This window comes from Variovorax sp. GW458-11-26-14-LB1, assembly GCF_059423965.1.
Genome location: NZ_JBWKYW010000005.1, coordinates 171,827 through 184,386 on the forward strand (window position 1 = coordinate 171,827; position 12,560 = coordinate 184,386).

The following is a 12,560-nucleotide window of genomic DNA, read 5'->3' on the forward strand; positions in this document are numbered from 1 at the left end:
TCAGTCGGCTTTCGTGGCGGCGAGGAAGTCCTGCGCGAAGCGCTGAAGCACCCCGCCGGCTTCGTAGATGGAGACCTCTTCGGCGGTGTCGAGGCGGCAGGTCATGGGCACGTCGAGCCGTTCGCCGTTGCGGCGGTGCACGACCAGCACGAGGTCGGCGCGCGGGGTGCGCGCGCCGGTCACATCGTAGGTCTCGGTGCCGTCCAGGTCCAGCGTGAGGCGGTTGGTGCCGGGCTTGAATTCGAGCGGCAGCACGCCCATGCCGATCAGGTTGGTGCGGTGGATGCGCTCGAAGCCCTCGGCCGCGATTGCTTCGACGCCGGCCAGCCGCACGCCCTTGGCGGCCCAGTCGCGCGAGGAGCCCTGGCCGTAGTCGGCGCCGGCCACGATGATCAGCGGCTGCTTGCGCAACATGTAGGTCTCGATGGCCTCCCACATGCGCATCACCTCGCCCTCGGGTTCCACGCGCGCCAGCGATCCGGCGCGCGCCGTGCCGTCGGCCTTGCGCACCATCTCGTTCTTCAGCGTCGGGTTGGCGAAGGTCGCGCGCTGCGCCGTGAGGTGGTCGCCGCGGTGGGTGGCGTAGGAGTTGAAGTCGTCCTCGGGCAGGCCCATGCGCTGCAGGTACTGGCCAGCCGCGCTGTCCAGCAGGATCGCGTTCGACGGCGACAGGTGGTCGGTCGTGATGTTGTCCGGCAGGATCGCCAGCGGCCGCATGCCCGTGAGCGTGCGTTCGCCGGCCAGCGCGCCTTCCCAGTACGGCGGGCGGCGGATGTAGGTGGAGGCGGGGCGCCAGTCGTACAGCGGCGCCACCTGCTCGCCCGTGTCGGGCTGGATCGCGAACATCGGCTCGTACACCTGACGGAAGTGCGCGGGCTTCACGCTGGCCTTGACGATGGCGTCGATCTCTTCGTCGGTCGGCCAGAGGTCTTTGAGCCGAATCTCCTTGCCATCGACCACGGTGAGCACGTCCTTCTCGATGTCGAAGCGCACCGTGCCCGCGATGGCGTAGGCCACCACCAGCGGCGGCGAGGCCAGGAAGGCCTGTTTCGCGTACGGGTGGATGCGCCCGTCGAAGTTGCGGTTGCCCGAGAGCACGGCCGTGGCGTACAGGTCGCGATCGACGATCTCCTGCTGGATGGCCGGGTCGAGCGCGCCCGACATGCCGTTGCACGAGGTGCAGGCATAGGCGACCACGCCGAAACCCAGCTGTTCGAGCTCGCGCATCAGGCCGGCATCTTCCAGGTACAGCGTGACCGCTTTCGAGCCGGGCGCGAGCGAGGTCTTGACCCACGGCTTGCGCGCCAGCCCCACGCGGTTGGCGTTGCGCGCGAGCAAGCCCGCGGCGATCACGTTGCGCGGGTTGCTGGTGTTGGTGCAGCTGGTGATGGCCGCGATGATCACGGCGCCGTCGGGCATCTGGCCAGGCACCTCGTCCCACGGCGCGGCGATGCCGCGCGCCGCGAGGTCGGCGGTGGCCACGCGCGCATGCGGGTTCGAGGGGCCGGCCATGTTGCGAACGACCGTCGACAGATCGAACTGCAGCACGCGCTCGTATTCGACTTCGCTCAGCGTGTCGGCCCACAGGCCCGCCTGCTTGGCATAGACCTCGACCAGGCGCACCTGCTCGTCGGCCCGGCCCGTGAGGCGCAGGTAGTCGAGCGTCTGGGTGTCGATGGCGAACATCGCGGCGGTGGCGCCGTACTCGGGCGCCATGTTGGAGATGGTCGCGCGGTCGCCCAGCGTGAGGCTGGCCGCGCCTTCGCCGTGGAACTCGAGGTACGCGCCCACGACTTTCGCCGCGCGCAGGAACTCGGTGAGCGCGAGCACGACGTCGGTGGCCGTGATGCCCGGTTGCGGCCGGCCCGCGAGCCGCACGCCGACGATGTCGGGCAGCCGCATCCACGAGGCGCGGCCGAGCATCACGTTCTCGGCCTCGAGCCCGCCCACGCCGACGGCGACCACGCCCAGCGCGTCGACGTGCGGCGTGTGGCTGTCGGTGCCGACCAGCGTGTCGGGGTAGGCCACGCCGTCCTGCGCATGCACGACGGGCGACATCCGCTCCAGGTTGATCTGGTGCATGATCCCGTTCCCCGGCGGGATCACCTCCATGTTGCGGAAGGCCCGCTTCGTCCATTCGATGAAGTGAAAGCGGTCTTCGTTGCGCCGGTCCTCGATGGCGCGGTTCTTCGCGAATGCATCGGGGTCGAAGCCGCCGCACTCCACGGCCAGCGAGTGGTCGACGATGAGCTGCACCGGCACCACCGGGTTCACCTGCGACGGGTCGCCGCCCTGTTCGGCGATGGCGTCGCGCAGGCCGGCCAGGTCGACCAGCGCGGTCTGGCCCAGGATGTCGTGGCAGACCACGCGCGCGGGGAACCACGGAAAGTCATGGTCGCGCCGACGCTCGATGAGCTGCGTGAGGCTTTGCACGAGGATCGCCGGGTCGCAGCGGCGCACGAGGTTCTCGGCATGCACGCGCGCGGTGTAGGGCATCGGGGCCCAGGCGCCGGCGCGAATGGCTTCGACGGCTGCGCGCGCATCGAAGTAGTCCAGCGCGGTGCCGGGAAGGTTCTTGCGGTAGTCGGTGTTCATGGGGCGCTTGTCGCTCGGCACCCGCGCGCAGGCACGGGCGCTTTTCTTCTTCTCGTGTTTTTACTTCCGATCCTGGATCGGCGCGAACTTCAGGTCTTCGGGGCCCGTGTAGTTGGCGCTCGGCCGGATGATCTTGTTGTCGATGCGCTGCTCGATGATGTGCGCCGCCCAGCCCGAGGTGCGCGCAATGACGAACAGCGGCGTGAACATGGCCGTGGGCACGCCCATCATGTGGTAGCTCACGGCGCTGAACCAGTCGAGGTTGGGGAACATCTGCTTCACGTCCCACATCACGGCCTCGAGCCGCTCGGCGATGTCGAACATCTTGGTCGAACCGGCCTCCTGCGACAGCGTGCGCGCCACGCCCTTGATGACCACGTTGCGCGGGTCGCTCACGGTGTAGACGGGGTGGCCGAAGCCGATCACGACTTCCTTGGCGGCGACGCGCCGGCGGATGTCGGCCTCGGCCTCGTCGGGTGCGTCGTAGCGCTTCTGGATCTCGAAGGCCACCTCGTTCGCGCCGCCGTGCTTGGGGCCGCGCAGCGCGCCGATGGCGCCGGTGATGGCCGAGTACACATCGGAGCCCGTGCCCGCGACCACGCGCGCCGTGAAGGTGGAGGCGTTGAACTCGTGCTCGGCATAGAGGTTGAGCGAGGTGTGCATCGCGCGCTCCCACTGCGCGCTGGGCTTGCGCCCGTGCAGCAGGTGCAGGAAGTGCGCGCCGATGGAGTCGTCGTCGGTCTCCACTTCGATGCGCCGGCCCTGCGTGGACCAGTGATACCAGTACAGCAGCATCGAGCCGAGCGAGGCCATGAGGCGGTCGGCGATGTCGCGCGCGCCGGGCAGGTTGTGGTCTTCCTTCTCGGGCAGCAGGCAGCCCAGCGACGAGACGCCGGTGCGCATCACGTCCATCGGGTGCGCGCTGGCGGGCAGCTGCTCCAGCGCCTCCTTCAGGCTCGCGGGCAGGCCGCGCATGGCCTTGAGCTTGGCCTTGTAGGCGCGCAGCTCGGCGGCCGTGGGCAGCTTGCCGTGCACCAGCAGGTGCGCGATTTCCTCGAACTCGCAGACCTCGGCGATGTCCAGGATGTCGTAGCCGCGGTAGTGCAGGTCGTTGCCGGTGCGGCCCACGGTGCACAGGGCGGTGTTGCCGGCGGTCACGCCCGACAGGGCGACGGATTTCTTGGGCTTGAAGCCGGTGGGGGTGGCGGTGTCGTTCATGCGGGTTCCTTGTCTGTGGGCACGGTGTGCAGGTAGGCGTTGCGCAGGCGCGCGGGACGGCCGCGGCCGTCGACGGCCACCATCTCGAACAGGCCTTTCAGCGACGGGCGGGCTTCGCCGTCGGGCGGCTCGGCCGCGCCGGTGACGCAGACCGTGAGCGAGCTGCGCCCGGCGCGCGTCACCCAGGCCCGCAGGCGCAGCACATGGCCGACGGGCACGGGCGCGAGGAACTGCGCGTCGCCCAGGCTGGCCATCACCACGTCGGACTTCGCGAAGGCGCGCGCGGCGAGGAAGGCGGCCTTGGACATCAGCAGCAGGGCGTTGCCGCCGAACAGCGTGCCGTAGTGGTTGGCGTGCTCGGGGAACACGATGTCGGTCAGCTCGATGGCGGCGGATCGGTTTGTCATGCTTCGCAATTTACGCAATCGAGCGCCCATAATGAAGGCTTGAATTGGCGAATCATTGCGAATGAAGACGGTTGATTTTGCAAATATTGCGAATATCGCAAAGACCCACGAGGTGACCCGATGAGCAAGACCTTCATGGGCGTGCGCCTGCGCACGCTGCGCGCCGAACGCGGCCTCACGCAGGTGGCGCTGGCCCAGATGCTGGGCCTGTCGCCGAGCTACCTGAACCAGATCGAGCAGAACCAGCGCCCGCTCACCGTGGCGGTGCTGCTGCGCATCAGCAAGACGCTCGGCGTCGACGTGCAGCAGTTCTCCGAGGACGAAGAGGCGCGGCTCGTGGCCCGCATGCGCGAGGCGCTGGCGGACAACCCCGGCGGCGAGGCCGTGGCGCTGCCCGAGCTGCGCGAGGTGGCGTCGCAGATGCCGGCCGTGGCGCGCGCGCTGCTTGCCTTGCACCGCCGCCACCAGGAGGCGCAGGAGCGGCTGGAGCTCATGGCCGCCGAGCTGGGCGACGGGCGCGGCGACATCTCGCGCAGCCGGCCGATGCCTTTCGAGGTGGTGCGCGACTTCTTCTTTGCCCACCAGAACCATTTCGACCCGCTCGACACCGCCGCCGAATCGCTCGCCGCCGAAGCTCGCGCGCACGGTGGACCGCTCGCCGAATGGCTCCAGCAGCGGCTTCTCTCGGCGCACGGCGTGCGCGTGGTGCCGGGCGACGAAGGGGAGGGCGCGCTCGACAGCCAGCGCCGCTACGACCCGGCCCGCCGTGTGCTGCGCCTGTCGGCGGGTCTGGAGCCGGGCCAGCAGGCCTTCCAGCTGGCCACGCAGCTGGCGCTGCTGGAGCAGGCCGCGCTCATCGAGTCGCTGGTCGTGCAGGCCGATTTCGGCGACGCCCCGGCCCACGCGCTCGCGCGCATCGGGCTGGCCAACTACTTCGCGGCCGCCGTGCTGCTGCCCTACGGGCCGTTCCTGCAGGCGGCCGAGGCGCTGCGCTACGACATCGACCTGCTCGCGCGCCAGTTCGGCGTGGGCTTCGAAACCGTGTGCCACCGCCTGAGCAGCCTGCAGCGCCCGGGCGCGTCGGGCGTGCCCTTCTTCTTCATCCGCGTGGACCGTGCCGGCAACATCTCCAAGCGGCAGTCGGCCACGCACTTCCACTTTTCGAAGACCGGCGGCACCTGTCCGCTGTGGAACGTGTACGAGGCCTTCGCGCAGCCCGGTCGCGTGCTGCCGCAGCTGGCGCGCATGCCCGACGGCCGCGCCTACCTGTGGATCGCGCGCACCGTGTCGCACGGCCAGCGCGGCTTCGGTTCACCGAGCAAGACCTTCTCGATCGGCCTGGGCTGCGACATCCGCCACGCTCCGCGCCTGGTCTACGCCAAGGGCCTCGACCTGAAGGACCCCGACGTGCCCACGCCCATCGGCATGGGCTGCAAGGTGTGCGAGCGCGTGGCCTGCCCGCAGCGGGCGTTCCCGTTCATCGGACGGCCGCTGGATGTGAACGAGAACGAAAGCAGGTTCACGCCGTATGCGGTGGCGGGGGCGTAGGGCGGCGCACCGCGTCAGAGATCGCTCTGTCCGATGGCGGCAATCTGTGCTGACAGGGCGGCCATGAGGGTCCGCCGTTCTTCGTCTCCGATGGTGGCCCACTTCAGTATCCGCCGGGACACGCCATCGCCCGACTGCAGCACCATGGCGCTCGAGATCAAGAGCAGCGCCTGCACCTTCGAAAGCGACGAGACCTTCTTTTCGCCCCGGATGCGCGCGATCAGGCGCGCTGTGAGGTTGGCCCCCGGCGCCCAGACGTTTTCGTACAGGATCTCGTAGGCCGGCCCCTTGTCGTTCGTCTCCCGGGCGATGAAGGCGGACCAGTGCCGGGTGTCGCTCGTGCCGACGAGCAGGTTCATCAAGGCCTCCATCAGGTCGCGCAGCGCGGCGCGCGCCGCCTCAGGAGCGGGTGCGCCCTGCAATGTGGCCAGCGCATGGGTGGCCGACCGGCCCATGTGGTGCCGGTACCCCTGAACGATCTCTTGTGCGCAGGCCAGGTAGAGGCCTTCCTTGTTCTGGAAGTAGTACTGGATCGCGGGCAGTTGCACGCCTGCGGCGTCTGCGATGCGCCGCGTGGTGGCGGCCTTGAAGCCCGTCTCGCCGAAGACATCCATCGCGACGCCCAGGATGCGCTGCCGAACGAGGTCGCCCTTGGCGTAGCCGGTGGTCTCGGGCGTTCGTCGCCGGGCGGTGGAGGGAAGGTCTTCGTGGGACATGGCGTACAGAGCAGCCCGCTTGCGCGGGACGACGACTGACCATATCATTTCAAATGTATAACACGTGATATACATATAAAAGGAGACATCCCATGCAACAGGAACAGACCTCGGCGATGCGGCGCGTGGCGGCTCAGCGCGAGCGCCTCCCCGGCTTCTACGGACGCATCGACTTCGACGCGATGCCGGAACGCTTCACGGTGGCGTCCGGCGAGCGCACGGCACTGGAGACTCTGGGCGCGCACGATCCTTCGCGCAGGGCGAAGTTGCTCGCGAACCAGGTGGTGGTCGAGCGCATCCGTGCCTACACCTTGCACGGCGATCCCGTGGCGGATGCCTACGCCCAGTTGATTCCGCGTCACGGGTTTCGCACCCTGGTGTCGATGCTGGAGCAGGCGTGCGACAAGGGCGTGGAGACAGTGGCAGAGGCGCCGCCCGAGCTGGGCGCGTTCATCAACGAGATGAGCGCGCGGCCGGACTGGATCGACATGCAGCTGGTGCAGGAGGGCGCGCAGGCCAGCCGCAATGTCATGGCGCACCTTGCGCCGCTGGTGATCCGCGGCGCGTTCTTCGGCACGTTCACGAACAAGTACGCGGCCTTGCCGATGGCTCTGACCGGCGCACTGTCCCACGAGACGGCGGCGAAGCGGGTGCTGGAAACCGCAACCTTCTTTACTGTGACCACGCTGCCGGGCGCGCTGGAACGCCACGGAGCAGGCTTCAAGGCGGCGGCCATGGTTCGGCTCATGCATTCGATGGTGCGCTTCCACGCGCTGGCCAAGCCCGGACACTGGGACCCCGCTGTCTTCGGCATTCCAATCCCGCAGGTCGACCAGATGCCGGCCGGGCTGAAGGCTTCTTACCTGCTGGCGCAACGCGCCCTGAAGGCGGGCCGGGATTTCCATCGCACGGAGCGCGCGCAGGTCGAGCTTGCGCGGTATCGCTGCTTTCTGCTGGGCCTTCCCCGCGAGCTGCTGCCCGCGACGCCGCAGGAACTGGTCGACGTGCTCGACACCCGCAGTGCGACCCTGCGCGACGGCTTCGACGATGCCACTTGCGGCTCGCTGATCCGTTCGACCATGGCCGCAGACCTCGGGCGCGACACCGGCTTCGTCGGGCGTGTGCGCAGTGCGGCCGAGCCGAGCGCCGCGAAGCTGTATTTCGTGCGCAACTATTTCGGCGGCGACCGCGTGCGCGCGGCCACCATCGGCATTCGTGTGGTTCCGGCCGACTACCTGTGGAATGCGGTCGGGCTGTTGTTTTCCCTCGTGCCAATGGTCGGCTATGGCATGGCCAGTCGCATCGGGCCGCTGAAGGGCATTGCTGACCGAGCCGTTACGCGCAAGATCGAGCGGCTGCTCACGCGTTACGGCCACTCGCACTTCACCACCGACGCGGCCACCTACCGGCCCGCGGCCGGAGCCTCGGGCGGCTGACGCACGAGGGCGCGGTGCTTCAGGTGCCGCGCTGCGCGTCGGTCGCTGCCGTCTCTGTCCACCCACCCCCCAGCGCCTTGTAGATCGCCAGCCGGTTCGTCTGCTCCGTGAGCTGCAAACCGATCAGCGTCTGCTGCGCCGCATAGTCGCTGCGTTGCGCGTCCAGCACGTCGAGGTAGTTGGCGGCGCCGCTCTTGAAGAGCGACTGCGAGAGCTCGAAGCTGCGCGAGGTGGCGGCGCGCAGCGAGCGCTGCGCGTCGAGGCGCTCGGCCAGCGTGCGGCGTTCGGCCAGGGCGTCGGCCACTTCGCGGAAGGCGGTCTGCACGGCCTTCTCGTAGGTCGCGATCTGGATCTTCTGCTGCGCCTGCGCCACCTGCAGGTTGGCGCGGTTGGCGCCACCGTCGAAGATCGGCACGCTGATCGACGGCGCGAAGCTCCAGGCCTTGCTGCCGCTGGTGAACAGGCCCGAGAGCGTGCTGCTCGCGGTGCCGGCCGAGGCGGTGAGCGCGATGCGCGGGAAAAAAGCCGCGCGCGCCGCGCCGATGTCGGCATTGCTCGCGCGCAGCGCGTGCTCGGCGGCGCGCACGTCGGGCCGCTGCTGCAGCACGTTCGACGACAGGCCGGCCGGGGGCACGAGCAGCTGTGCCACGTCGGCGGTCGTCGCGGCGGTCGGCAGCAGCTCGGGCGGCGGCGTGGCGCCAACCAGCAGCGCCAGCGCATTGCGGTCCTGCTCGACCTGGCTGTCGAAGGCCGCGGCGTCGGCGCGCGCGGCGTCGACGGTGCTCTGCGCCTGCGCCAGCGCCAGGCCCGACTGCGCGCCGAGCGCATGGCTGCGCTGCACCAGCTCGAAGGACTTGCGCTGGCTCTCGAGCGTGCCGCGTGCGAGCTGCAGGCGCTGCTCGTCGGCGGCCAGTTGCAGCCACGCCGTGGCGACCGAGGCCACGAGGCTGATCTGCGTGCTGCGCTGCGTCTCCTCGGTCTGGAAGTAGCCCTGCAGCGCCGATTCGCCGAGGTTGCGCACGCGCCCGAACAGGTCGAGCTCGTAAGCCGTCATGCCGAGGTTGGCGCTGTATTGCGAGGCGATGCGCGATTCGCCGCTGGTCGACAGGCTGCCCGGCGTGCGCGAGCGCGTGCCGGCCGCGCCGGCGTTGACGGTGGGGAACAGGTCGGCCCGCGCGATGCCGTACTGGGCGCGCGCACGCTCGATGTTGAGCGCCGCCACGCGCAGGTCGCGGTTGTTGGCGAGCGCGAGTTCGATCACGCCCTGCAGCTGCTTGTCGACGAAGAAGTCGCGCCAGCCGATGTCGAGTGGTGTGGCCGTCGTGACGCCGGCCGAGGGCAGGGCCGATGGCACGGGCGAGGCGGGCGTTTCGTAGGCGGGCGCGAGGTTGACGCAGCCCGCGAGCACGGCCGAGGCCAGGGCGGCGCAGGCCAGTGCGCGCAGGGGAAGGCGGGGCAGGAGAGTGCGCGTCATCACTGGGCTCCCTGTTCCGCGGGCAAGGCATCCGGCGGTGTGTCGGCCGGCTTGCGGCGGGCTTCCAGCCAGCCGCGGATCATCGCGAAGAACAGCGGCACGAAGAAGATGCCCAGCGCCGTGCCGACCACCATGCCGCCCAGCACCGCGGTGCCGATCGACTGGCGGCCGCCCGCACCTGCACCCGTGCCGATGGCCAGCGGCAGCACGCCGAAGCCGAAGGCCAGCGAGGTCATGAGGATGGGGCGCAGCCGCAGCCGCACGGCCTCCAGCGTGGCCTCGATCACGCCCTTGCCCTGCTCCTGCAGCTGCTTGGCGAACTCCACGATCAGGATCGCGTTCTTCGACGACAGCCCCACCGTGGTGAGCAGGCCGACCTGGAAGTACACGTCGTTGCTCAGGCCGCGCAGGCTGGTGAACAGCAGCGCGCCCACGATGCCCAGCGGCACCACCAGGATCACCGAGAACGGCACCGACCAGCTCTCGTACAGGGCCGCGAGGCACAGGAACACGAACAGGATCGAGATGGCGTAGAGCACCGGCGCCTGCGCGCCCGACAGGCGCTCCTGGAACGAGGCGCCGGTCCATTCGTAGCCGATGCCGGCGGGCATCTGCTTCATCACTTCATCGACGGCGGCCATGGCGTCGCCCGAGCTCACGCCCGGTGCGGCATCGCCGACGAACTCGTAGCTGGGGCTGCCGTTGTAGCGCTGCAGCTGCGGCGAGCCGTACGTCCAGCGCGAGCTGGAGAAGGCCGGGAACGGCACCATCTGGCCCAGGCTGTTGCGCACGCTCCAGCGGTCGATGTCGGTGGGCAGCATGCGGAAGGCCGTGTCGCCCTGCATGTACACGCGCTTGACGCGGCCGTTGTCCAGGAAGTCGTTGATGTAGGTGCCGCCCATCGCGCTCGACAAGGTGCTGTCGATGTCGGACGTGGCCAGGCTGGCCGCACCGGCGCGCGCGTCGTCGATGTCCACCGCGAACTGCGGCGTGTCGTCCAGGTTGTTGCTGCGCACGTTCGCCACCTCGGGGCGCTTGGAGAGCAGGTCGATGAGCTGGTCGCGCGCCTTCACCAGCGCGTCGTGGCCCAGCCCGTTGATGTCCTTCAGGTGGAAGTTGAAGCCCGCGTTGGCGCCGAGCCCGCGCACCGCCGGCGGCAGCAGCACGAAGATGCGCGCGTCGCGGATGGTCGAGAGTTCCTTGTTGGCGCGCCGCGCGAGTTCGGCGGCCGACTGGCCGGCGCCTTCGCGCTCGGCCCAGTCTTTCAGCTTCACGAAGGCGCGCGCCGAACTCTGGTCGCCGTTCTGCCCGGTGATCACGTTCACGCTCACCACCTCGGGCTGCTTGGTGAAGTAGTCCTGCATCTGCGCGACCACCGGCTGCAGCCGCGCGTCGGACGCACCCGGCGGCAGCGTCACCTGCACCTGCAGGAAGGCCTGGTCTTCATCGGGCAGGAAGGAGGTGGGCAGGCGCATGAACAGCAGCGCCATCACGGCCGCGATGAGCAGGTACACCACCAGGCTGCGCTTGCCGCGCCGCACGATGCCGCCGACGATGCCCTGGTAGCGGTCGGCGCCCTGGTCGAAGCGGCGGTTGAAGCCCGCGAAGAAGCGGTCGACCGCGCCCAGCACGCCCTTGCGCGGCGCCGCGTGGCCGCCCTTGGCGACCGGCTTGAGCAGCGTGGCGCACAGCGCCGGCGTGAGCGTGAGCGCCACGAACACCGACAGCGCCATGGCCGAGACGATGGTGATCGAGAACTGGCGGTAGATCACGCCGGTCGAGCCGCCGAAGAAGGCCATCGGGATGAACACCGCCGACAGCACCAGCGCGATGCCCACCAGCGCGGGCGTGATCTCGGCCATCGACTTGCGCGTGGCCTCCTTGGGCGATAGCCCTTCCTCGTGCATCACGCGCTCGACGTTCTCCACCACCACGATGGCGTCGTCCACCAAGAGGCCGATGGCCAGCACCATGCCGAACATGGTGAGCGTGTTGATCGAGTAGCCCGCCACGGAGAGCACGCCGAAGGTGCCCAGCAGCACCACCGGCACGGCAATGGCCGGGATCAGCGTGGCGCGGAAGTTCTGCAAAAAGATGTACATCACCAGCACGACCAGCACCATGGCCTCGGCCAGCGCCTTCACCACCTCGTCGATCGACGCGCTCACGAAGGGCGTGGTGTCGTAGCTCACGAAGGTCTGCATCTGGTTCGGAAAGAGCGGCTGCAGCTCGGCCACCTTGGCCTTCACGGCCTCGGCCACCTGCACCGCGTTGGCGCCGTCGGCCAGCACGATGCCCATGCCGGCGCCCGGGCGTCCGCCCAGCACCGAACGCACCGTGAGGTTCTCGGCGCCCAGCTCGACACGCGCCACGTCGCGCAGGCGCACCACGGCGCCGTCGGGCGTGGCGCGCAGCACCACGTTCTCGAACTCCTCGACCGTCTTCAGCTTGCTGCGCGCGGTGATGGTGGCGTTGAGCTGCTGCTGCGCACCGGCCGGCAGCGCGCCGAGCTGGCCGGCCGAGACCTGCGCGTTCTGCGCGGTGATGGCGCTGCCCACGTCGGAGGGCATGAGCGCGTACTTGCGCAGCTTGTCGGGGTCCAGCCACAGGCGCATGGCGTAGCCGGTGCCCAGCGTCTGCACCTCGCCCACGCCGTCGACGCGGCTGATGACGTCGACCAAGTTGCTGCTGATGTAGTCGCCCACGTCCACCGCCGAGGCGCTGCCGTCGCCGGAGAACATCGAGACGATCAGCAGGAAGTCGTTGCCGCCCTTGGTGACGGTGACGCCGCGGCTTTGCACCTGCTGCGGCAGGCGCGACATGGCCTGCTGCAGCTTGTTCTGCACCTGCATCTGGGCCACGTCGATGTTGGTGCCCGCGTTGAAGGTGAGCGACAGGCGCGCCACGCCTGACGAGTTGCTGGTCGACTGCATGTACAGCAGGTTGTCCAGCCCCTTCATCTGCTGCTCGATGACCTGGGTGACGGAGTCTTCGACCGTCTTGGCCGAGGCGCCGGTGTAGGTGGCGTTGATGGACACGCGCGGCGGCGCGATGTCGGGGTACTGCTCCAGCGGCAGCGTGCGGATGGCCATCAGCCCGGCGAGCATGACGACGATGGAAAGCACCCACGCGAAGATGGGGCGGTCGATGAAGAACTGGGCCATGG

The 12,560-nt window shown here is 69.2% G+C and carries 8 protein-coding genes; 2 read left to right on the forward strand and 6 right to left on the reverse strand.

Going from position 1 to position 12,560, the window contains the following annotated elements; all coding sequences use genetic code 11:
* The 3 genes from acnD to AC07YS_RS05885 are packed head-to-tail and all read right to left on the reverse strand — an operon-like array spanning position 1 to position 4,220.
* Complete coding sequence (gene acnD / locus AC07YS_RS05875) at positions 1 to 2,595, reverse strand: Fe/S-dependent 2-methylisocitrate dehydratase AcnD (protein ID WP_495267313.1); 2,595 nt, start codon at positions 2,593 to 2,595, stop codon at positions 1 to 3.
* A gap of 60 nt (positions 2,596 to 2,655) precedes the next feature.
* Complete coding sequence (gene prpC / locus AC07YS_RS05880; RefSeq protein WP_062469421.1) at positions 2,656 to 3,813, reverse strand: bifunctional 2-methylcitrate synthase/citrate synthase; 1,158 nt, start codon at positions 3,811 to 3,813, stop codon at positions 2,656 to 2,658.
* Positions 3,810 to 4,220 (reverse strand): acyl-CoA thioesterase, encoded by a 411-nt coding sequence (locus AC07YS_RS05885; RefSeq protein WP_369631784.1) that lies wholly within the window; start codon positions 4,218 to 4,220, stop codon positions 3,810 to 3,812. The genes prpC and AC07YS_RS05885 overlap by 4 nt, the downstream gene beginning before the upstream one ends.
* Positions 4,221 to 4,340: 120 nt before the next feature.
* On the opposite strand from AC07YS_RS05885, the gene AC07YS_RS05890 reads away from it, so the two are divergent.
* Positions 4,341 to 5,768 carry a short-chain fatty acyl-CoA regulator family protein gene (locus AC07YS_RS05890; protein ID WP_495267312.1) on the forward strand — a complete coding sequence of 476 codons (1,428 nt, stop codon included), beginning with the start codon at positions 4,341 to 4,343 and terminating at the stop codon, positions 5,766 to 5,768.
* Positions 5,769 to 5,782: 14 nt separating this feature from the next.
* Here the strand turns inward: AC07YS_RS05890 and AC07YS_RS05895 are convergent, their stop codons facing one another.
* The gene (locus tag AC07YS_RS05895; RefSeq protein ID WP_495267311.1) at positions 5,783 to 6,484 is read right to left on the reverse strand and encodes a CerR family C-terminal domain-containing protein; all 702 of its coding nucleotides are present in this window, start codon (positions 6,482 to 6,484) and stop codon (positions 5,783 to 5,785) included.
* Between the two features lie 92 nt (positions 6,485 to 6,576).
* Between AC07YS_RS05895 and AC07YS_RS05900 the strand changes: the two genes are divergently transcribed.
* Positions 6,577 to 7,920 carry an oxygenase MpaB family protein gene (locus tag AC07YS_RS05900; RefSeq protein ID WP_495267310.1) on the forward strand — a complete coding sequence of 448 codons (1,344 nt, stop codon included), beginning with the start codon at positions 6,577 to 6,579 and terminating at the stop codon, positions 7,918 to 7,920.
* Between the two features lie 19 nt (positions 7,921 to 7,939).
* Here the strand turns inward: AC07YS_RS05900 and AC07YS_RS05905 are convergent, their stop codons facing one another.
* Both AC07YS_RS05905 and AC07YS_RS05910 read right to left on the reverse strand, forming a co-directional pair.
* Complete coding sequence (locus AC07YS_RS05905; RefSeq protein WP_495267309.1) at positions 7,940 to 9,394, reverse strand: efflux transporter outer membrane subunit; 1,455 nt, start codon at positions 9,392 to 9,394, stop codon at positions 7,940 to 7,942.
* On the reverse strand, positions 9,394 to 12,558 hold the full coding sequence (locus tag AC07YS_RS05910) for an efflux RND transporter permease subunit (RefSeq protein ID WP_495267308.1): 3,165 nt from the start codon (positions 12,556 to 12,558) through the stop codon (positions 9,394 to 9,396). The genes AC07YS_RS05905 and AC07YS_RS05910 overlap by 1 nt, the downstream gene beginning before the upstream one ends.
* Between the last annotated feature and the right edge of the window lie 2 nt (positions 12,559 to 12,560).

Excerpts from the sequence above, each read along its gene's own strand:
- AC07YS_RS05910 (WP_495267308.1), bottom strand. The coding sequence starts at position 12,558 with ATGGCCCAGTTCTTCATCGACCGCCCCATCTTCGCGTGGGTGCTTTCC.
- acnD (WP_495267313.1), bottom strand. The coding sequence starts at position 2,595 with ATGAACACCGACTACCGCAAGAACCTTCCCGGCACCGCGCTGGACTAC.
- AC07YS_RS05905 (WP_495267309.1), bottom strand. The coding sequence starts at position 9,394 with ATGACGCGCACTCTCCTGCCCCGCCTTCCCCTGCGCGCACTGGCCTGC.
- prpC (WP_062469421.1), bottom strand. The coding sequence starts at position 3,813 with ATGAACGACACCGCCACCCCCACCGGCTTCAAGCCCAAGAAATCCGTC.
- AC07YS_RS05895 (WP_495267311.1), bottom strand. The coding sequence starts at position 6,484 with ATGTCCCACGAAGACCTTCCCTCCACCGCCCGGCGACGAACGCCCGAG.
- AC07YS_RS05900 (WP_495267310.1), top strand. The coding sequence starts at position 6,577 with ATGCAACAGGAACAGACCTCGGCGATGCGGCGCGTGGCGGCTCAGCGC.
- AC07YS_RS05885 (WP_369631784.1), bottom strand. The coding sequence starts at position 4,220 with ATGACAAACCGATCCGCCGCCATCGAGCTGACCGACATCGTGTTCCCC.
- AC07YS_RS05890 (WP_495267312.1), top strand. The coding sequence starts at position 4,341 with ATGAGCAAGACCTTCATGGGCGTGCGCCTGCGCACGCTGCGCGCCGAA.